Below are 18,874 nucleotides of genomic sequence, written 5' to 3'. Positions count from 1 at the left end.
CCCTTTGGGAATCCCTCACGACGTCAGCGAGTCGATTTGCCGCACTCACGCCAAACCGCGTTTTGTACGTACCCTAGCGCTTTCGCGGGGACGACGGGTGTTGTTTGCGGCGAGACCCTACGCGGTCTTCTCTGCTATCGATCCCTTCGCATCGATGAGCCCCAGCGCCTCAGCGACGACCAGACGCTGCGCGACAGGCGGAAGCAGTCGACCGGGGTGGAGGAGCCGAGCGCTTCGAAGCGGTGCAGCTCGACGCCGCTCCACTGGAAGCCGCATTTCTCCAGGATGTTGCGCGACGACGGGTTGGCGACGCGGGCGCCGGAGAACAGGTAGTCGTGGCCGAACTCCTCGAAGAAGTAGTCGATCGTGGCGCGCGCGGCCTCGGTGCCAAAGCCCTGGCCCCAATGTTCGACGCCGAGCCAGTAGCCGAGCTCCGGAGTATCAGGCTCGCGCCAGTCGATGCCGACCACGCCTATCGGCGCGGAGCTGGTCTCGATCAGGAACACGGTCTCGCCGCCTCCCCCGGCAGTCGCACGCACGAATTCGACCGCATGCTCGTTCAGATAAGGATGCGGCAGGCGGCGGGTGTTCTCTGCAATGCGACGATCATTGGCGAGATGCGCAATTGCTTTTACGTCCGCGAGCGTCGGCTTGCGCAAGGTCAGCCGTTCGGTCTCGAGGACGCAACCTCTCGACTCGCGTAACATTGGGGTCGGGATATCCTGCAGCATGTCGGGCTCCTGTGATGCGACAACGGTACGCTACGCTTCGATCCTTGCGCGTGGCCCCACATGGGACACGCGCAACAGAAAAGGGGAGGCCGGTATCCCGCCTCCCCTGGAGCCACTTAGAGCCCCGCCGGTTCAACAGGATCCGGCGGACTCATATCGTCCACCGTCTATTCGGCTGCAGCCTCGAGCACCGGAATTACCGATACGAAGGTGCGGCCATTGCCTTTGGCGCGGAACTCCACACGACCTTCAACTTTGGCGAACAGGGTATGATCGGTTCCCATGCCGACATTAAGGCCCGGATGCCAAGTGGTGCCGCGCTGACGCGCGATGATATTACCGGGAATCACGAGCTCGCCACCGAACGCTTTGATGCCAAGGCGCTTGCCCTTGGAATCACGTCCGTTTCGCGATGAACCGCCTGCTTTTTTGTGAGCCATAGCTCGTCTCCAACTGCAGTAATTCTCTAGATCAATTCCTTGACGGAATCATTTCACTTTTTGTCACGTTTCAACTTTTGATACGTGACGATCACATTTCTCTAACGCCGCGTTTTTGAAGGCTTATGCGGCATCCTCAGTGGGCGCTGCAGCAACCTTTTCCTTCTTCGGCCGCGGGCCGATCGTCGGCTTCGCGTTGTCGGTCAGGATCTCGGTGATCCTCAGCACCGTCAGTTCATCGCGATAGCCGCGCTTGCGACGGGAATTCTTGCGGCGGCGCTTCTTGAACGCGAGTACCTTCGGACCGCGCTTGTGCTGCAGCACCTCGGCCGCCACCGAAGCACCTGCCACCGTCGGTGCGCCCAGGACCGGCGTTTCACCGCCGACCACCAGAACTTCGCCAAGTTGCACGATCGTGCCGACATCGCCGGCGATCTTGCCAATCTCGAGAACATCATCCGGAACGACGCGGTACTGCCGGCCGCCGGTTTTGATGACTGCGAACATCGTTTAATTCCTTCGTGTTCGATCCCGTCCTCGGGGAAACCCCGGGCGGCTTCTTGTTCAGTCGCTATGGGTTATGATTTTCGCGCGACGGGGACCTGCCCCGGAATTCGCACAAAAACAAGCGGCGCGAGAAATCCCACGCCGGATTGGGCGCCGTTATAGCGGCCAAGCGCCAGGAGTCAAGGCAAACGGGCCGAAAACCCGCCCAAATTGAAGGATTTGGAGCGATTTTAGGCCGCTTGAGCTCACTTCCCGGCGCGTAGCCCGGGTGGAGCGCAGCGCAACCCGGGTCATCCATCGGCCCCGGGCTGCGCGTTCCGCTCCACGCGGGCTACCGCGCCCCAGTCACGTCCCGGTCTTGGTCTTCGCCTTCGGATCATCCGCCGCCATGGCGTGCACCGGCGAGGTCTGGCGGGCGCCGGGGCCCGGATGCACATGGACGGCCTTGGCCGACAGCGGCTCGCCGCATTCCGAGCAGACCATCACCGGGTCGAACATGTGTCCGCAGTTCTTGTGCTGATGCAGCATCGGTCGGCCGCGCGAGTCGACCATGTGGATGTTGCCCCAGTGCACGATCGACATGATGATCGGATAGAGGTCGAGGCCCTTCTGCGTCAGGATATATTCGTAGCGCTTCGGCGATTCCTGGTACGGGATTCGGCGCAGCACGCCGAAGCGCACCAGCTTCTTCAGCCGCTCGGCGAGCAGATGGCGGGTGATGCCCAGCGAAGACTGAAACGCCTCGAACCTCCGCTTGCGAAGAAAGCACTCGCGCAGGATCAGGAGACTCCAGCGGTCGCCGATCACGGCCACCGTGCGGGCCAGCGAGCACGGCTCCTCTTCAAGCGTATCCCATTTCATCAATGTCTCCAGTCACCTGCAGTCCGCGAAGCAGGATTCATTCTAATTCGGCACTAAGGCGCGTTCAACCGTTTGTGCGCCGACCGTTACCGCAGAACCTAATCCGCTATTGACAGTTCTAAAATAGAACTTTAAAGCCGAGGTCGCAACCGATGGCGGCGACGGGCCGCCCTAGCCAAGGAAAGGCAATCGATGGCTGCTCCGCTCAAAGTCGAGTTTCATTTCGATTTCGGCAGCCCGAACGCCTATCTCGCCGAGCTGGTCCTGCCGGGAATTGAAAAGCGCACCGGCGTGAAGTTCGACTACGTCCCGGTGCTGCTCGGCGGCGTCTACAAGGCGACCGGCAACATGTCGCCGTTCGACTCGCTGCGCGGGATCAAGAACAAGGCCGAATACAACGCACTGGAAACCGAGCGCTTCCTGCGGCGCCACCACATCACGAAATTCAAGTCGAACCCGTTCTTCCCGGTGAACACGTTGATGCTGATGCGCGGCGTGATCGCCGCGGAATTCGAGGGATTGTTCGAGCCCTATTTCCGTGCGGCCTACCACCACATGTGGGTCGAGCCGAAGAAGATGGACGATCCGCAGGTCTTCCGCGACGCGTTCCTCGCCTCCGGTGTCGATATCGACCGCGTGCTCGCGCGCATCCAGCAGGACGACGTCAAGAAGAAGCTGATCGAGAACACGCAAATCGCGGTGGCGCGCGGCGAGTTCGGCTCGCCGACTTTCTTCGTCGGCGACGAAATGTTCTTCGGCAAGGATCGCCTGCGCGAAGTCGAGGAAGAGATCGTCGCCCAGCTCGCGGCGGCGAAAGGCTGCGCGAGACGGCCAGGAACCTAAGCAAACCAATTCACAGCAAGGCCCGGAACAAGGGTCGTGGAGGCGGGAGGTGTCGTTGACGATATTGGAGCGAGCGGCCCCGGCGGCCGAAATTCTGGCAAATCTGCCGAACCGGATCCACGAGGTGATCGACCGGCATGTCGCGGCGACGCCGGATCGCACGGCGCTGATCGATGACGGCGGCAGCCTGACCTACCGCGAACTCGATCGCGCCATCGGCGGCACCGCGGACGCGCTGCGTGCGCTCGGCATCCGCGCCGGCGATCGCATCATGATCGTCAGCGAGAATGCGATCCCGCTCGCGTGCCTTCTGTTCGCCGCGAGCCGGCTCGATGCCTGGGCGATCGTGGTCAATCCGCGGCTATCGCCGCGCGAACTGGACCAGATCCGGGATCACAGCGGCGCGCGCCGCGTCTTGCTCACCACCGACGTTTCCAAGGAAGCGGCCGCGCATGCCGCGCGTTATAGCGCACCGGTGCAGGATGTCGGCCCGCTCTATGGCATCGGCGTATCCGCGCTGAACGAGGCGACCTCGCCCGAGCCGGTCGAGGCCGACGGCGCCAGCCAGGTTGCCGTGCTGATCTACACCTCGGGTACCACGGGCGCGCCGAAAGGCGTGATGCTGACGCACCGCAATCTCTTGTTCAGCGCCCAGACCACCGCGGCGCTGCGCAACATGACGTCGGACGACGTGCAATATTGCGTGCTGCCGATCTCGCACATCGTCGGCATCTCGCTGCTGACGATGACGCTGATGACCGGCGCCGCGGTCCGCCTGGTCGCGAAGTATGATCCGGCGGCGCTGGTGCAGGCGATGGCGGAGGAAGGCATCACGATCCTGAACGGCGTTCCCGCCACCTATCAGCGCCTGCTCGAATACAAGCGGACGTCAGGTCTTTCGAAACTGAACCGCGGCGCGCTGCGCCTGATCTCGGTCGCGGGCGCGCCGCTCGACCTCGATCTGAAATCGCGGGTCGAACAGGAACTCGGGCTGCCTTTGCTCAACGGCTACGGCATCACCGAATGCTCGCCCGGGATTTCCGGCATCCGTCCGGAGGCGCCGAGAGCCGACCATGGCGTCGGGACGCTGCTGCCCGGTCTCGAGGCCAGGATCGTCGGCAGGGATGGCAAGCTGGTTGCGAGTGGCGCGGTCGGCGAGCTCCATGTCCGCGGCGCCAACGTCATGCGCGGCTATTACCGCGCGCCCGATCTTACCGCGAAGGCGATCGATCCCGATGGCTGGTTCAACACCGGCGATCTCGCGCGTTTCGAGGGCGACTGCCTCTATATCGTCGGCCGTACCAAGGAGATGATCATCCGCTCCGGCTTCAACGTCTATCCGGCGGAGATCGAGGCGGTGCTCTCGACCCACGACGCCGTGGTGCAGTGCGCCGTGGTGGGGCGGCCGGTCGAGGGCAACGAGGAAGTGGTCGCGTTCGTCCAGCTGCTGCAGGGCTCGAAGGCGACGGCGGAGGACTTGATGGCCCATGTCGCGCCGCAGCTCACCTCCTACAAGCGGCCCTCGGAGATCATCCTGCTCGACGCGCTGCCGGCGACCTCGACGGGCAAGATATTGAAGCACAAACTGGCGGAGTCGCTGCGCACGTCCTGAGCGCGCGGCGAGATCGATTTATTTCCAATCAGCAGTCGGGAGAGGCCAATGCAGAAGAGAAATGCGACGGCGGCGGTCATCGGGGCCGGCGATTATATCGGCGGCGAGATCGCCAAGAAATTTGCCTCCGAAGGTTTCACGATCTTCGCCGGACGACGCAATGGCGCCAAGCTCGAGCCGCTGGTGAAGGAGATCGAGGCGGCCGGCGGCGAGATCCATGCCCGCTCGCTCGACGCGCGGAAGGAGGAGGAGATCATCTCCTTCCTCAACGACGCCGACAAGCACGCGCCGCTCGAAGTCTGCATCTTCAACATCGGCGCCAACGTCAATTTCCCGATCCTGGAAACCACCGAGCGCGTATTCCGCAAGGTCTGGGAGATGGCCTGCTATTCCGGCTTCCTCGCCGGACGCGAGGCGGCGCGGCTGATGCTGCCGCGTGGCCAAGGCAACATCTTCTTCACCGGCGCCACCGCATCCTTGCGCGGAGGGCCGGGCTACGCGGCCTTCGCGAGCGCCAAGTTCGGCCTGCGCGCGGTCGCGCAGGCGATGGCGCGCGAGCTCGGGCCGAAGAACATCCATGTTGCCCATCTCATCATCGACTCCGGCGTCGACACCGAATGGGTGCGGCAGCGGCGCATCGAAGCGTTGGGCCCCAACGCGCTCGACAATCCCGATCTGTTGATGCCGCCGTCCTCCGTCGCTGCCTCCTATTGGCAGCTCTACCAGCAGCCGAAGAGCGCCTGGACGTTCGAATTGGAAATCCGCCCGTTCGGCGAAAAGTGGTAACGGCGAGGTAGGGAACAAATCATGAGCGAGCATGTCAAGACCGAGATCGTCGACGGCGTGATGACGGTGACCTTGCAGCGTCCCGAGAAGAAGAACGCGCTCACCGTGGCGATGTATGACGCCATGTCCGACGCACTCGAACGCGCCGAGACCGATGGCTCGGTTCGTGTGATCCTGTTCCAGGGCGACGGCGACAGCTTTACGGCGGGCAACGACCTCGCCGATTTCGCTAGCCAGTCCAAAAGCGACAATTCCGCCATCGAGGGCGGAGCGCATCGCTTCATCGCCACCATCGGCAAGGCCAAGAAGCCGCTGGTTGCCGCTGTGCAGGGCAATGCCGTCGGCGTCGGCACCACGATACTGTTGCATTGCGACCTCGTTTATCTCGCCGACAATGCGCGGCTGATCACGCCGTTCGTCAATCTCGCGCTGGTGCCGGAAGCGGCCTCGAGCTTCCTGTTGCCGCTTCGGATCGGCCATGCGCGGGCCTACGCGATGTTCGCGCTCGGTGAGCCGATGGAGGCATCCGCGGCGCTGGCCTGCGGGCTCGCGAATGCGGTGGTGCCACAGGCGGAGCTGCGCAAGAAGGCGCGCGATGCCGCGATCGCGCTGACCAAGCGGCCGGCCGGCTCGCTCAGCCTCACCAAGCAGTTGATGCGAGACCATGAGCGGATCGCGGCGCGCATGGCCGAGGAAGGCAGCCTGTTCAAGGAGCGCCTCAAGACGCCCGAAGCGCGCGAAGCCTTTGCAGCCTTCGCCGAGCGCAGGCCACCCGACTTCACCAAGTTCCAGGCCTGACGTCTGATACGCACCAGACAAGGAGACGAACATGCATGCCGCGGGCAGCTATCAATATCCCCCAATGGACTCGGTTATCTATGGCAAGCCCGCGGCTGAGGCGCTGCGCGAGGAAGCAGAAAGGCTCGGCGCCAAACGCGTCTATCTAATCGTCAGCCGCACGCTCAACAGCACGACCGACGAAATCGAGAAGATCCGCACCGCTCTCGGCGATCGTTATGCCGCGACCTTCGACGGCATTCCGCAGCACACCACGCGCGACGTCGTGGTGCAGACCGCAAAGCACGCCAAGGAGGCCGGCGCCGACCTCGTGGTCGCGATCGGCGGCGGTTCGGTGGTGGATGCGGCCAAGATCGTGCTGATGTGCATGGAGCACGAGATCTTCGATCCTTCCGGGCTCGATGGTTTCGAGACCACGCCCGAGCGCCGCTTCGGTCCGTTCCGCACGCCGAAGGTGCGGATGATCGCGATTCCGAGCACGCTGTCCGGCGGCGAATACAATTCCGGCACGCTGGTCACCGACACGCGGCGCAAGCTGAAGCAGATCTTCAATCATCCGATGATGATGCCGCGCACCATCATCCTCGATCCCGCCATCACGCGCTACACGCCGGAGAAGCTATGGCTCGGCTCCGGTACCCGCGCGATGGATCACGGCATCGAGGCGATCTGCTCGATCCGCGGCAATGCGCTGGTCGATGCCGTCTGCCTGCAGGGCCTGCGCTATCTCCATGACGGCCTCTTGCGCACCAAGGAGGATCCGAACGACGAAGCGGCACGCATCAATTGCCAGTTGGGCTCCTGGATGTCGGCGTTCGGCCTGCAGGGGCGGGTGCCGATGGGCGCGAGCCACGCGATCGGCCATGTGCTCGGCGGCACCTGTGATGTGCCGCATTATTTCTGCACGGCGGTGATGATGCCGAGCGTGCTGCGCTACAATCGCCCCGCGACCGAGCAGGCGCAGAAGAAGATCGCGGCAGCGCTTGGCGCGCCCGAGCTCGATGCCGGCGAGGCCTTCGCCGCCTTCATCGCCAGGCTCGGCCTGCCGCGGCGGCTGGCCGATGTCGGGGTGGGCGAGGACCGCTTCGAGCTGATCGGCAAGAATGCGATGCTATCGATCTTCACCCGATCGAATCCACAGCCGATCCGCGAGCCGGCCGACGTCGTCAAGATCCTGCGGCTGGCGGCTTGATTAGAGCATGATCCGGAAAAGTGGAATCCAGTTTTCCGAAAAGATCATGCTCAAACAAGAAGATCTAGCCGCCGTCGTGGGCGCAACCAAACCCGTTCCAGGCCGTTATCCCCGGGTTCCAACCGGGGCAAGGATTTCATGGCCGACGAACTGGTATTGACAACGGGGATCGCCCACCACGGTGCGACGCGGTTGCCGTCTGTCGACGTCGACAGCTTCAACATCGAACTGAAGGACGACGAGGGTTTCCTCGGCGACCGTGCCAGCAAGAGCGCGTTCCGCAAGATCCTCGATCGCTGGCGCAAGCCGCTGCGCAAGACCGGCGAGGACCCGTTCGGCGATGAGCCGTCCGACCAGGTCAGCAAGAAGACGCTGGACGCGATCCTGATCGGCGACGACACCGAAGCCTCCGCCGTGGTTCACAGCGCGATCGAGGAGTTCGCGCTGGAGCTTGCCTATGTGACTCGGCGTTTCCTCAAGACCAAGGCCTGGGCCAAGACTGAGCGCATCGTGGTCGGTGGTGGCTTCCGTGACTCCAGGCTTGGCGAGCTCGCGATCGCGCGCACCGAGATCATCCTCAAGGACGAGAAGTTCAAGGTTGATCTTCAGCCGATCCGCCATCACCCCGACGAAGCCGGGCTGATCGGCTGCCTGCATCTGGCGCCGTCATGGATCTTCGAAGCTCATGATAGCATCCTGGCGGTCGACATCGGCGGCACCAACATCCGCTGCGGCGTGGTCGAGACGCGCTGGAAAAAGGCGCCGGACCTCTCCAAGGCCACGGTCTGGAAATCCGAGCTTTGGCGCCATGCCGATGAAACCCCGACGCGGGAAGCCGCGGTGGAGCATCTGGTCGAGATGCTGCAGGACCTCATCGCGGAAGCCGAGACCGATGGGCTGAAGCTGGCGCCCTTCATCGGGATCGCCTGTCCCGGCGTGATCAATGAGGACGGCTCGATCGAGAAGGGCGCGCAGAACCTGCCGGGCAATTGGGAGAGCAGCAAGTTCAACCTGCCGGCAAGCCTGGTCGAGGCGATCCCGCAAATCGGCGACCACGACACCGCGATCGTCATGCATAATGACGGCGTGGTGCAGGGGCTTTCCGAAGTCCCCTTCATGCAGGACGTTGAGCGCTGGGGCGTGCTGACGATCGGCACCGGCCTCGGCAATGCGCGCTTCACCAACCGCCGCAAGGAGAACGGCAAAGGCGCAAAGAATGGCGAGAAGGACGAGAAGGACAACGGCGAGAAGAAAGCAAAGAAGAGCGCGTGACGCTGGGTATATGCCTACCCTTGATTTCGTCACCTTCCCGTAGGTTTACGGGCGATTTCTCGGAAATCCGGGTGCAGTAAGGTTTAAAGGTTAGGTTAAGGCCGACATTGCGTTGGCCGTTGCGGCGCCCGTTGCTACGGTGATCGCGTCGCCTCCGCTGACCGGCGAAGCCGCACTTCCCCGGCCAGCATTTTGATGAAGCGGCACGGGACCGCCAGTTATTTTTGTCGCGTCTGGCGGTCCCACCCAATTTCTAACCTGATTCTCCCGCTTCAGATCCATCCGATGCGCGAAAAGAACGTGGAGATCTCGTTGCTTGCGCGATCGGGGGCTTCGCGATGCGGGAAATGCCCGACGTCTTCGAACATCTTCAGATCGAGGTCCGCGAAGGTCTCGCCGAGCCGGTCGGTCCAGGCATAGGGAAACAGCGGATCGTGCTCGGCCCAGCGGATGCAGGTCGGCACGGTGATCGCAGGCAATGACGGCGCTTCGCCCTGCATCATCTTCACGCGCGCGGCGTGCGCGGCGCGGTAATGCGCGAAGCCGCCGGCGAGGTTGCCCGCCTTGAGGAAGTTGTCGGTGAAGGCGTCCAGCACATCGTCGAACGCATCCTGGCGATGCGACCAGCCTTTGAGGAAATGCCCGATATAGAGGCCGCAGCTCTCGCGCGTCGCGCCGACGAGCTTCGGCGCCATCTCCATCTGGTGGAACGACTGGTACCAGATGTGGTTCAGCCGATCCGGCGCCGCCATGCGAGGCCCGATGCCGGGATAGACGAAATCGAAGAAGAAAAGCCCCACGATCCGCTCGGGTGCCTTGCGTGCCAAGGGCTGCATCACGGCGCCGCCGACGTCATGGCCGACCACGCCGGCCCGTTCGATCCCGAGCGCATCCATCAGCGCCAGCATGTCGTCCGTGTGCTGCTCGGGCCCGTACGGGCCGTCCGGCTTGTCGCTGTCGCCGAAGCCGCGCAGGTCGGGGGCGATCAGCGCAAAACGGTCGGAAAGCCGCACCATGACCGGCTCCCAGGTCAGCCAGAATTCCGGCCAGCCATGCAGCAAGAGCAGCGGCTTGCCGGCCCCGATCCGGGCGACATGGAACGCCGCCCCATTGGCTTTCACCGTCAAATGCTCCATTTCGCCCTCCTTTGGCCGTTTCGGCGGTGCGGAAATCTTCTCCCGGCGCCTTGTCTCCCCCGGCATCCTCGCCTAGAACACGCCCCGACCGCAGAGGGTGAGGAATCACCTTTTTGGCACCGGGAGAGGTGGCAGAGTGGTTGAATGCACCGCACTCGAAATGCGGCATAGGTGCAAGCCTATCGGGGGTTCGAATCCCTCCCTCTCCGCCAGCCTACGCTACAGTGTCCTGTAGCCTTCCTATTATCCTTTGCTTGCCCACCGTTCGCCTGAATCTGTCGTGTTCCATATCTGTGGCAAACACTACGGACGCTGCCATCCAGCACAGCTGACGGGCGTGGCTGCTATTGTCGCGAGCGGCCATCTTCAATTGACCTCAGTCACCCTGAATTTCAGATCGTCAACGCGACCAAGCAATGACTTGAGCAGGGGCGAGCCATTGGCCTCGTTGAAACCCAGCACCAGATCGATCGTAGGCGCGACGCCTTCGATCGGGCGGCTGACAACGGAAGGCGGCAGCATGTTGCGCACATAGAGGGGGAGCAGGCTCACCCCGTTCGTCGAAGCGACCAGCGATATGGCCATCGCGATATTCAGCGCTTCGTGATCCGGCGTCAGGTCGATGCCGATACCCCTGCCATAGCGATCCGTCACCGCACGCAGCGCGGGGGAATTGGAGTTGGGGACACCAACCAGCGTCTCGCCCCTTAAGTCTTCGGGCCGGATCGCCGTCTTCTGCGCCAGTCGGTGCTCCGCCGAAAGCAGCACGATCAGCGGCTCCTGACGAAGGAGCCGGAATGACAAACCTGGCGCGTTCTTCTCCGGGCGAAGGAATGCGACATCGATCGTGTTGCGCATGAGCCCTGCCGCGAGATCGGGCGATTGCTGGCTGACGATCGTCACCTCCGTGGTCGGGAGCGCGTCGGCCAACACCGCCATAAGAGGTGACATCCACTCCATCTCGATTCCGGTCAGGAAGCCGACGACGAATCTGAATTTGGCCGGCTGCGCCGCGCGGCGCGCCGCTTCGGCGGCGGCTTCCACCTGCAGCAGCGCCACCCGCGCGTGATCGAGGAATACTCGGCCGGCTGCCGTCAGCTCGATACCACGCGATCCACGCGTCATGAGCTGGGCGCCGATCTCAAGTTCAAGATCGCGAAGCTGCCGACTGAGCGACGGCTGCGCCGTATGCAGGCGCCGCTCGGCGGCGAGCGAGACGCTGCCTTCTTCAGCAACCGCAACAAAATAGCGAAGGTGCCGCAGCTCCATGGCCAGCCATACCTTTGAAGTATAGCTAAGAGCGTACAAAGTCTTTCCGCTCAAGGCAATCGAAGCCTAAGTCTCGATCATCGAAGCGCGAACGAGACAGCAGCACGGCCCGAAAAAACGGGTTTTCGTGAACGCCCCCGGCTTGCCTTCAGTGCAACAAGGAGACTGAAAATGGAAAGCAAAGTCACCCTGATCACCGGCGCGCTCACTGGCATTGGCCGCGCTACCGCCGTCGCGGCGGCCCGCGCTGGACATCGCCTGATCGTGTCCGGCCGCAATCCGGAAGCCGGCCACGCGCTGGCCGAAGAGTTGCGCGGCCTCGGCGCCGAAGCTGAATTCATCCGCGCCGACGTGCGCAAGGATGAGGAGGTGCGGGCGCTGGTCGATGGCGCCGTCGCGCGCTTCGGCCGTATCGACATCGCAGTCAACAACGCCGGCACCGAAGGCAAGCCCGGCCCGATCACCGCACAAAGCGCCGAGACCTATGCCGCCACCTTCGATACCAACGTCCTGGGTGTGCTGCTCAGCCTGAAGCATGAGGCCCGGGTGATGCAGGGACAGGGTTCCGGCAGCATCGCCAACATCTCGTCGACCTACGGCCATGAAGGTGCGGCCTATGCCTCGCTCTACGCGGGCAGCAAGCATGCGGTCGAGGGGATCACCAAGTCGATCGCGCTGGAATTGGCCGGTTCTGGCGTCCGCGTGAACGCGGTCGCACCCGGACCGACCGACACCGGCATGCTCGACCGCTTCACCGGCTCCGCGGAGGTCAAGGCGAAGCTCGCCGCCGGCGTTCCGCTCGGCCGCACCGGCCGTCCCGAGGAGATCGCCAACGCGATCCTGTTCATCAGTTCCGACGCGGCCTCCTTCGTCACGGGCCAGATTCTGACCGCTGACGGCGGCAAGACCGCTGGCTGACCCTCCTCCTTTGGGCGCGGCGGCAGGCTGCGCCCGCATCTTTTCTCCGACAGGAAAACGCCATGAAGAACGAACTCAAGCTCTATCAGTCGAGTGCGTCGCCCAATTCGCGCCGCGTCCGCATCTACCTCGCCGAACGGGGCATTTGCGCAACCACGGTGCCAGTCGATCTGGGCGCAAAGGAGCAGTTCTCCAGCGCTTACGCAGCGATCAACCCGCGCCGGGTCGTGCCGACGCTGGTCCTGGCAGACGGCACCGCGATCGGGGAGGTACAGGCGATCTTCCGGTATCTCGACGAAGCCTATTCCGACCGTCCGATCGGCGGCACGACTCCCAAGGAGAAGGCGCTGGTCGCAATGTGGGAGCGGCGTATGGAGCAGGAAGGCTTTGCCGCCGTGATGGAAACCGTGCGCAACAATGCCAAGGGGCTCGCCGGACGGGCCATCTCCGGCCCGCACGGCTACGATCAGATCCCGGCGCTGGTGGAACGCGGCGCTCTGCGCATCCGGGATTTCTATGCGGATCTCGAGGGACGCTTGGCCGCCAACAGCTTCGTGGCCGGTGAAACCTTCTCGACCGCGGACATCACCGCCGTCGTCACGGTCGACTTCGCCACCAAGGCGCTGTCGATGCCGATCCCCGATAACCACACCGCGACCCGTCGCTGGTACGACGCTGTTTCGGCGCGCCCCGGCTTTTCAGCCTGATCTCGGTCCGCTCGATCAGAGAGGAGAGCGCCATGCCCCACACGCACCAGACCGCCCCGACCCAGTTCGTCGAGGCCAACGGCATCCGCTTCGCCTATCGCCGCTTCGGCAAGGCAGGCGGCGTGCCCATCATCTTCAACCAGCACTACATCGGTACAATGGACTACTGGGACCCGGCCGTGACCGACGGCTTGGCAAAGGACCGCGAGGTCATCCTGTTCAACAACGCCGGCGTCTCCAGTTCCTCCGGCGAGACGCCGACCAGCTTCCAGGAGATGGGAGCCAATGCGATCGCCTTCATCCGCGCGCTGGGGCTTGAACAGGTCGATGTGCTCGGCATCTCCATTGGAGGCTTCGTGGCGCAGGAGATCGCGTTGCAAGGCGGCCGTCTCGTCCGAAAGCTCATCTTGGTGGGGACAGGCCATCGCGGAAACGACATGACGGCGAGCCGTTCGGCTGAGATCTTCGCCGCCAGCTATGATCCGCCCGAGCACCTTTGGCTGGCCGTCCATTTCAAGCCGACCGAGACCAGCCGGAAAGCCGGTCTCGCTTTCCTGGAGCGCAAACTGCGCCGACAGGATCGTGATCCCGAGGTGAGCGCTCAAACCATCGCCGCTCAGGGTGAGGCCATCGGCAAGTGGATCATGTCCGACGAGAACGCTCTCGACTATCTGAAATCGATCGAGCAGCCCACGCTGATCGTGCAAGGCAGCGATGACGCCATCATCCCGACCGCACACTCTCTCACGCTCCAGCAGAACCTGCCGAACGCGCAACTCATAATCTACCCGGACTCGGGTCACGGCTCCATCTACCAATATCCGGAGCTATTCCGGGCCCATGCGGCGCTCTTCCTTGACGCCTAAGTCCATCACCCACAAATGGCTGTCCGCTGTCTCGTGGCGGCGATAGCGGGGTACCGCTGGGCCCATTCCGGGCCTTGTCTTCCGCACCGCGACCGCAGAAGCGCTTACGCCTGATGCAGCACAGTTCAACGTGGTTCTGGGATTCAACTATCTCCATCTGGTCCGCGACCTGCCTCGCACGCTACGCTGCATCCACGCCTTGCTTGCAGCCGAAGGCTTGTTCATCTCCAAGACACCCCGCGTCGGGGACATGAACCCACTCATCTCGTTTGCCTTGCTGCCCGCGATGCGCGCGATCGGAAAAGCACCCTATGCAGGCGTCTTTCGGGTAGCGGAGTTGGGTCGGGAAATATGTGCGGCAGGCTTCGACATTCTCGCCACTGAAAGCCACGCAACCAAGGGCAACGACAACCGTCCTTACATCGTGGCTCGCAAGAGGTGATGCGAGCCGAGGTTGCGTGAAAAACCTGTCCTGTCCCGCTTTACGACGCAACTCCGAGTGCTGTTCGTACTCACATCCGATATTGCCGCTGGCAGCCATCGCATCACTGGCGTATCCAACGTCGGTTCGTGATTTGCATGACCGTTTTTTGGTCACGCCAACAGCACGAACGAAACACACTTGCTGCGCGAGGTTTACATGACGCAAACGATCGGGATCGACGAGTTCCTGGCCATCGACATCAGGGTCGGCACGATCGTTGACGTGGCTGATTTTCCGGAAGCGCGGAAGCCGGCGTGGAAACTGACGATTGATCTCGGCCCCGAGCTTGGAACGAAGCGGTCCAGCGCGCAGCTTACCGAGCTGTATTCCGCCGAGTCATTGATTGGTCGGCAGGTGGCCTGCGTGGTCAATCTGCTGCCGCGCAGGATCGGCCCATTCCTCTCGGAGGTGCTGACGCTGGGCTTTCCCGATGAACAAGGCCGTGTGGTGCTCGTTGCGCCTGAGCGGCCAGTTCCGAATGGCGGGCGCCTGTTCTAGCGGACCTATATCATGGCGACCGCTAGGGAGCCGGTTTCGCTCGGCGTGATGGGATGGCTTTCGCTTGTGCGGGCGTCACGGCGTGCCTTGTAGAACTCAAGCACACGTCGCGCCGTTCGGAGCTCGATCCGCTCGAAGTTTTCTCGCGCTTGATCAAGGTCGATCTTGCTTAGCCTGCGGTCCGCTACTCTCATCAGCAGCAAAGCCTTGGCCGTTGCCCAGGAACATCCGCCGGCTTTTGCGACAAGTTGCACGGTGCCAGGATTCTCATTGAGAACCGCCCGTTCGACCAGTTCGATAGGACAGGCTGCAAGGACGGATAACGCCATCACAGCCGTTTCAAAATCCTGCGCTCGGGCAGCCGCGTGAACATCCGCTTCTCCGAGCTCCTTCCAGTATTTGCGGCGCTTTACCTTCTTCCTTGCCCGTGCGTGATCCGGAGATTGATTGCGGACCTCCAGATTTATGTCGTCGATGACCTCTGTCACGGCGTCATGCACAGCGTCGGAAAATTGCGGGTTTGCCGCGGCGATCTTGTTGCGTACGGAAGCCGAGGCAGTTTCCATAAGCTTCAGGAAGTGATGTCTGGGGATATCATGCCGCGTCCCGACATGGAGGGCAAGCTGGGTATCTTCGCTCGATCGCGCGACAAGCTCGCCGAAGCTGCCATCCGAAAAGCGGGCGCCCGGGTTGCTCGCAACCGCATGGACCACGCCGGCCTCGCCGCGCAGAATCAGCAGCTCCGTGATCGCCTCGCTGATTGTTCGACGTTGCGCGATTGCGTGAAGGTGGCCCTGACCTTGGGTGCTGGCGCAGGCGACAAGATCGGACTCGCTAAGGGCATCCGACTGACTGAGAACCGGAGCCGCCACGGCAACAGCATCATCCGATGCAAGTGCCCTGACCAGCGTTGCCGGCGCATTCGAGTCAGTCGCGAGATGGCGGGCCAGCCTGACGCGGGTTTTCAACTCGATCACGGCAACGAGGGTTTTGAATATCTCGTCAAACAGTTTGATCTGCTGCTTGGAGTAGCGACCAGACCCGGCAAGGAACAAGTCCGTAATGCGGGTGAGAGCCCTTAGTTGCCGTTTCGTCGACCCGGATGTCGTTGTATTTTGCACTTCATTGATTAACGAATAGAACGTCGTCATGATCATGGGTCTCGTCGGCACGTTCGCCTTTGGCGGCGAGGAGTTGATGGTGACGAGCTATCATGCAGGCAATGAAGATTGTTGATTCGAGCTGCCTCATAGATGATTAAAATTGTCGGCATTCCAGCAATCGTCTGGTTGCAGCTCGAAGCTGCCGTGCGCTTCGCCTGCTCTCTCGGCATACAGCATCACGAAACGAAATAGAGCATGACCCGGAAAAGTGGACACCGGTTTTCCCTCGCGACAAACGCGAAGCGTTTGCGCGGAGATGATGCTCAAACAAAAAGAGCTAAAGCGGGATGACGATTCGAAGAAAAGTCATCACGCTTTAGCGGACGTCCGCAGCGCCAGCGTCGGATGAATCTATCGCCGGCCGCGCTCGAAGGTCGCGCATAGCAGCATAGTTTCGTCCGCTGTGATCGCTGCACGAAAGAAGCGACATGTGAATTGTGGGCGGGCGTTGCCTGTCGCGCCGTCGGCACTATTCTCCGTCAAGAACGTGCACTCCCTGCAAATGTCCGCATGATGTCGTTGCTGGGTAATATCCAACCAGTCGAGCACCTGGCGGAGCGCATCGCGAGAGCTGGTCTGGCGATCGACGCTGAGCACGCCTATCGCCTTTACGAGTACATTGACCGGATCATGCCCGAGAAATTTCTCACCCTGCGCGGTCACATAAAGGATCACCGAGCGTTTGTCTTCCGCAGCAGGTTTGCGAACGAGGAATCCCTTTCTTTCGAGCACCTTGACGATTTGAGATGCGGTGCCCCTGGTAGTGCCGACAAAAGTGGCCAATGCCGACGGAGTCCGGGAGAACTGATTCGCGCGAGCAAGAAAACGCAGGGCCATCCATTCGCGATCGCGCAGCCCGTGCCGACTACCTTCGAAGTGCCAAATCCTCGCCGTCTGAACCAATAATTCAACCGTCTCGCGTGCTAACGTCATGATCAACCCAATTCAAAAGATTTTGCGAGCAGTTTCTCGGCTCAACGATTTGCGAGCAGTTTCTCGGCGTGCACCTCATGAGCGCCCTGAGCGCTTTGGTTCGAGGTTCAACTCAACTGCATGTCGTTTAGCCCACTAATGCGTCGGCCATTAAGAAATTGTCTGCTGATCGTTTGAATTTCCCCGCAAGCAACACTGACTTCATTAATCATCCGCCGATTGGATCGGACTACACACCGCGGCAACGCAACCTGGATCGTCAGTGACAACGAGATTGTCGCTGTCACAAGGCGAAAGGTTCAGCGATGCATTCGAAGAATGATTTTCACGTTTCGAACCGTCTCCAGAGGATTCGCGCGCGATCCGACAAATCGTGCTGCTCTATCGAAGCATTATCGAGGCGGTACGCGATGCCAACAGGTAAGCGGCGGGCCTGCGCGTCGCGCAGACCCGTCATCCGGAATGGGATGGCTGCGCCTGCTGTCGTGACGGGCAGGCATGCGCTAGCTCGTTACCAAATCTGCACAGATGCCACGCGGTCGTTGGTCATGCGGCTACTTTCGTGGCGATGCGTTACCTGTTCTGAATGATGATCTCGTTCTCTCAAGTGAAGATGGGTCGTGGCCTCGATGGTGCTTGCTTGGCCAGGATGCCAAGGGTTTGGAGATCTCGCGTCGCGTCGTCTTCGGGCGCTCCTGTCGAGGAATCGAGCCGGTAGCCGATATATCGCCTCGAGACGATCGGGTCGTAGCCGAGACGGTCACGCAGCTTCTTGCGCAGCTTGCTGACGTGACTTTCGATCACGTTTTCATCGAACGTTGACTCGAAGATCCCATAAACCGCATTGAAGATCTGCGTTTTGGTCAGCCATTTTCCTTGCTGACCAACCATGTGTTCCAGGATGCGGAGCTCGCGACGCGGCAGCATCATGACTGCTCCTCCAATTTCCGGATCTCTCCCGTCAAAGAAGACTCGAATCGCACCTTGCCTGCCATGGGTCGATATTCCGAGGCTGCGGCGGGAGATCGCGGCAGTTCTTGCCAGGATCTCGCGTGGGTGGACTGGAATATGGACGACATCATCCACGCCAGCTTCAAAGAGCTCGACCGTGTGCTTGAGCATTCTCTGGTTGCTGAGCGCGATGATCGGTGCACGGCAGCGCTTGCGGACAGTGCGAGGCAAGGTGGCGCGAGTATCACAATCTCCAAGAAGAAAAGCGTCAATGGCCGACAGCTCATCGTCGCCCGCAGATTCCAGCCACTCAAGGAACTCCGTTGGCGAAAATCCAACAGAAGAAATGCCTTCACGATCGAAACCGCCGATGTAGCCGGTGGCAACGTTCTCTCGATCATCAATGATCACATACATGCGGTATTTGCCCCATTCGCCTAGCCTGTTGAATTTTTTCGTTCGGCGTGTGCCGTGGTGATGCTGACAGCGCGAGCAGAGATTGCCCTGCGCACGCAGTTCTTTGTTTTCCGGATGAGTCACTTGCAGATTCAGCGGTTGTAGCGTGAGCTCAGCGCGTCGTGGATTTATGTTTTTGAGGTTCGGACTCGACGAGACGCCACAAACGCACACGCACACAATCGTGAAGGTGCCCCCAAGACATAGGTGGTCACCCCGAATGCAGAACGGCTATGTCAGTTGTGTCGGAGCGCCTTTGTCATGCCGAGCGCTCCAAAAATTTGCCGTTCTTTTAGATAAGCGACGTGAATCGCTCGTCTTGACGTTGGCAAAATGCAGAAATGCAATCAAGCTTGCCCCGAGAGTAGTTGGTACGCAGGCCGACCATTTGTTTTGAGATTATTGAAGCAATTAGTTTTGAATCAACCATTAGATGGTTTTGGAGCAATGC

At 61.6% G+C, this 18,874-nt stretch carries 19 protein-coding genes, 1 tRNA gene and 2 pseudogenes; 12 read left to right on the top strand and 10 right to left on the bottom strand.

All coding sequences use genetic code 11. The features are described 5' to 3' along the window. Positions 1–134 precede the first annotated feature (134 nt). From ACZXDY_RS20210 to ACZXDY_RS20195, 4 genes are all read right to left on the bottom strand, one after another. Positions 135–731 (bottom strand): GNAT family N-acetyltransferase, encoded by a 597-nt coding sequence (locus tag ACZXDY_RS20210; RefSeq protein WP_028162428.1) that lies wholly within the window; start codon positions 729–731, stop codon positions 135–137. Between the two features lie 167 nt (positions 732–898). Beyond that, positions 899–1,171: a 50S ribosomal protein L27 gene (gene rpmA, locus ACZXDY_RS20205; RefSeq protein ID WP_028162427.1), complete on the bottom strand. Its 273-nt coding sequence runs from the start codon at positions 1,169–1,171 to the stop codon at positions 899–901. Between the two features lie 123 nt (positions 1,172–1,294). Continuing rightward, entirely contained in the window at positions 1,295–1,678 is a 384-nt protein-coding gene (rplU, locus tag ACZXDY_RS20200; protein ID WP_464346686.1) for a 50S ribosomal protein L21, read from the bottom strand. Positions 1,679–2,023: 345 nt separating this feature from the next. Then, on the bottom strand, positions 2,024–2,539 hold the full coding sequence (locus ACZXDY_RS20195; protein WP_028162425.1) for a winged helix-turn-helix transcriptional regulator: 516 nt from the start codon (positions 2,537–2,539) through the stop codon (positions 2,024–2,026). A 192-nt stretch (positions 2,540–2,731) separates the two neighbouring features. Here ACZXDY_RS20195 and ACZXDY_RS20190 point away from each other — a divergent pair, with 192 nt between their 5' ends. From ACZXDY_RS20190 to ACZXDY_RS20165, 6 genes are all read left to right on the top strand, one after another. Beyond that, positions 2,732–3,382, top strand: coding sequence for a DsbA family protein (locus tag ACZXDY_RS20190; RefSeq protein WP_464346685.1), 651 nt, complete (start codon positions 2,732–2,734; stop codon positions 3,380–3,382). A 55-nt stretch (positions 3,383–3,437) separates the two neighbouring features. Then, on the top strand, positions 3,438–4,994 hold the full coding sequence (locus tag ACZXDY_RS20185) for a class I adenylate-forming enzyme family protein (protein ID WP_464346684.1): 1,557 nt from the start codon (positions 3,438–3,440) through the stop codon (positions 4,992–4,994). Between the two features lie 48 nt (positions 4,995–5,042). Continuing rightward, positions 5,043–5,780 carry an SDR family oxidoreductase gene (locus ACZXDY_RS20180; RefSeq protein WP_028162422.1) on the top strand — a complete coding sequence of 246 codons (738 nt, stop codon included), beginning with the start codon at positions 5,043–5,045 and terminating at the stop codon, positions 5,778–5,780. 21 nt (positions 5,781–5,801) lie between these two features. After that, a complete protein-coding gene (locus ACZXDY_RS20175) occupies positions 5,802–6,578 on the top strand; it encodes an enoyl-CoA hydratase-related protein (RefSeq protein ID WP_464346683.1) in 777 nt (258 codons plus the stop codon). Between the two features lie 31 nt (positions 6,579–6,609). Then, complete coding sequence (locus ACZXDY_RS20170) at positions 6,610–7,770, top strand: iron-containing alcohol dehydrogenase (protein WP_464346682.1); 1,161 nt, start codon at positions 6,610–6,612, stop codon at positions 7,768–7,770. Positions 7,771–7,908: 138 nt separating this feature from the next. Continuing rightward, a complete protein-coding gene (locus tag ACZXDY_RS20165; RefSeq protein WP_464346681.1) occupies positions 7,909–9,042 on the top strand; it encodes an ROK family protein in 1,134 nt (377 codons plus the stop codon). Between the two features lie 272 nt (positions 9,043–9,314). On the opposite strand, the gene ACZXDY_RS20160 is transcribed toward ACZXDY_RS20165, so the two are convergent. Beyond that, complete coding sequence (locus tag ACZXDY_RS20160; RefSeq protein WP_464346680.1) at positions 9,315–10,178, bottom strand: alpha/beta fold hydrolase; 864 nt, start codon at positions 10,176–10,178, stop codon at positions 9,315–9,317. A 122-nt stretch (positions 10,179–10,300) separates the two neighbouring features. Between ACZXDY_RS20160 and ACZXDY_RS20155 the strand changes: the two genes are divergently transcribed. Continuing rightward, positions 10,301–10,390, top strand: a tRNA-Ser gene (locus ACZXDY_RS20155). Between the two features lie 154 nt (positions 10,391–10,544). Here ACZXDY_RS20155 and ACZXDY_RS20150 read toward each other — a convergent pair. Together ACZXDY_RS20150 and ACZXDY_RS20145 are read right to left on the bottom strand one after the other, a co-directional pair. After that, entirely contained in the window at positions 10,545–11,237 is a 693-nt protein-coding gene (locus ACZXDY_RS20150; protein WP_464346692.1) for a LysR substrate-binding domain-containing protein, read from the bottom strand. Between the two features lie 81 nt (positions 11,238–11,318). Further along, a pseudogene (locus tag ACZXDY_RS20145) lies at positions 11,319–11,447 on the bottom strand (LysR family transcriptional regulator); the annotation flags it as partial. Positions 11,448–11,618: 171 nt separating this feature from the next. Between ACZXDY_RS20145 and ACZXDY_RS20140 the strand changes: the two are divergent. The 5 genes and pseudogenes from ACZXDY_RS20140 (at position 11,619) to ACZXDY_RS20120 (ending at position 14,920) form a co-directional block, all read left to right on the top strand. Continuing rightward, positions 11,619–12,365, top strand: coding sequence for an SDR family NAD(P)-dependent oxidoreductase (locus ACZXDY_RS20140; RefSeq protein ID WP_464346679.1), 747 nt, complete (start codon positions 11,619–11,621; stop codon positions 12,363–12,365). Positions 12,366–12,427: 62 nt separating this feature from the next. Next, on the top strand, positions 12,428–13,072 hold the full coding sequence (locus ACZXDY_RS20135) for a glutathione S-transferase family protein (protein WP_464346678.1): 645 nt from the start codon (positions 12,428–12,430) through the stop codon (positions 13,070–13,072). 32 nt (positions 13,073–13,104) lie between these two features. Next, entirely contained in the window at positions 13,105–13,938 is an 834-nt protein-coding gene (locus ACZXDY_RS20130) for an alpha/beta fold hydrolase (protein WP_028162414.1), read from the top strand. A 55-nt stretch (positions 13,939–13,993) separates the two neighbouring features. Beyond that, a pseudogene (locus ACZXDY_RS20125) lies at positions 13,994–14,380 on the top strand (methyltransferase domain-containing protein); the annotation flags it as partial. 198 nt (positions 14,381–14,578) lie between these two features. Further along, the gene (locus ACZXDY_RS20120; protein ID WP_464346677.1) at positions 14,579–14,920 is read left to right on the top strand and encodes a tRNA-binding protein; all 342 of its coding nucleotides are present in this window, start codon (positions 14,579–14,581) and stop codon (positions 14,918–14,920) included. 5 nt (positions 14,921–14,925) lie between these two features. On the opposite strand, the gene ACZXDY_RS20115 is transcribed toward ACZXDY_RS20120, so the two are convergent. The 3 genes from ACZXDY_RS20115 to ACZXDY_RS20105 all read right to left on the bottom strand — a co-directional run bounded on the left by ACZXDY_RS20115 (position 14,926) and on the right by ACZXDY_RS20105 (position 18,384). Continuing rightward, positions 14,926–16,071: a DUF2336 domain-containing protein gene (locus tag ACZXDY_RS20115; protein ID WP_464346676.1), complete on the bottom strand. Its 1,146-nt coding sequence runs from the start codon at positions 16,069–16,071 to the stop codon at positions 14,926–14,928. A gap of 363 nt (positions 16,072–16,434) precedes the next feature. Beyond that, the gene (locus ACZXDY_RS20110) at positions 16,435–17,016 is read right to left on the bottom strand and encodes a MarR family winged helix-turn-helix transcriptional regulator (RefSeq protein WP_028162411.1); all 582 of its coding nucleotides are present in this window, start codon (positions 17,014–17,016) and stop codon (positions 16,435–16,437) included. A gap of 603 nt (positions 17,017–17,619) precedes the next feature. Then, positions 17,620–18,384 (bottom strand): response regulator transcription factor, encoded by a 765-nt coding sequence (locus tag ACZXDY_RS20105; RefSeq protein WP_464346691.1) that lies wholly within the window; start codon positions 18,382–18,384, stop codon positions 17,620–17,622. Positions 18,385–18,874: the final 490 nt, after the last annotated feature.

Source organism: Bradyrhizobium sp. LeoB3 (assembly GCF_055456055.1).
Note: the sequence above shows the minus strand (reverse complement) of the source record. Positions and strands in the feature narration are given on the sequence as shown.

Excerpts from the sequence above, each read along its gene's own strand:
- ACZXDY_RS20110 (WP_028162411.1), bottom strand. The coding sequence starts at position 17,016 with ATGACGTTAGCACGCGAGACGGTTGAATTATTGGTTCAGACGGCGAGG.
- ACZXDY_RS20170 (WP_464346682.1), top strand. The coding sequence starts at position 6,610 with ATGCATGCCGCGGGCAGCTATCAATATCCCCCAATGGACTCGGTTATC.
- ACZXDY_RS20115 (WP_464346676.1), bottom strand. The coding sequence starts at position 16,071 with ATGACGACGTTCTATTCGTTAATCAATGAAGTGCAAAATACAACGACA.
- ACZXDY_RS20180 (WP_028162422.1), top strand. The coding sequence starts at position 5,043 with ATGCAGAAGAGAAATGCGACGGCGGCGGTCATCGGGGCCGGCGATTAT.
- ACZXDY_RS20135 (WP_464346678.1), top strand. The coding sequence starts at position 12,428 with ATGAAGAACGAACTCAAGCTCTATCAGTCGAGTGCGTCGCCCAATTCG.
- ACZXDY_RS20160 (WP_464346680.1), bottom strand. The coding sequence starts at position 10,178 with ATGGAGCATTTGACGGTGAAAGCCAATGGGGCGGCGTTCCATGTCGCC.
- ACZXDY_RS20165 (WP_464346681.1), top strand. The coding sequence starts at position 7,909 with ATGGCCGACGAACTGGTATTGACAACGGGGATCGCCCACCACGGTGCG.
- ACZXDY_RS20140 (WP_464346679.1), top strand. The coding sequence starts at position 11,619 with ATGGAAAGCAAAGTCACCCTGATCACCGGCGCGCTCACTGGCATTGGC.
- ACZXDY_RS20175 (WP_464346683.1), top strand. The coding sequence starts at position 5,802 with ATGAGCGAGCATGTCAAGACCGAGATCGTCGACGGCGTGATGACGGTG.
- ACZXDY_RS20195 (WP_028162425.1), bottom strand. The coding sequence starts at position 2,539 with ATGAAATGGGATACGCTTGAAGAGGAGCCGTGCTCGCTGGCCCGCACG.
- ACZXDY_RS20105 (WP_464346691.1), bottom strand. The coding sequence starts at position 18,384 with ATGTATGTGATCATTGATGATCGAGAGAACGTTGCCACCGGCTACATC.
- ACZXDY_RS20120 (WP_464346677.1), top strand. The coding sequence starts at position 14,579 with ATGACGCAAACGATCGGGATCGACGAGTTCCTGGCCATCGACATCAGG.
- ACZXDY_RS20210 (WP_028162428.1), bottom strand. The coding sequence starts at position 731 with ATGCTGCAGGATATCCCGACCCCAATGTTACGCGAGTCGAGAGGTTGC.
- ACZXDY_RS20190 (WP_464346685.1), top strand. The coding sequence starts at position 2,732 with ATGGCTGCTCCGCTCAAAGTCGAGTTTCATTTCGATTTCGGCAGCCCG.
- ACZXDY_RS20130 (WP_028162414.1), top strand. The coding sequence starts at position 13,105 with ATGCCCCACACGCACCAGACCGCCCCGACCCAGTTCGTCGAGGCCAAC.
- rpmA (WP_028162427.1), bottom strand. The coding sequence starts at position 1,171 with ATGGCTCACAAAAAAGCAGGCGGTTCATCGCGAAACGGACGTGATTCC.
- rplU (WP_464346686.1), bottom strand. The coding sequence starts at position 1,678 with ATGTTCGCAGTCATCAAAACCGGCGGCCGGCAGTACCGCGTCGTTCCG.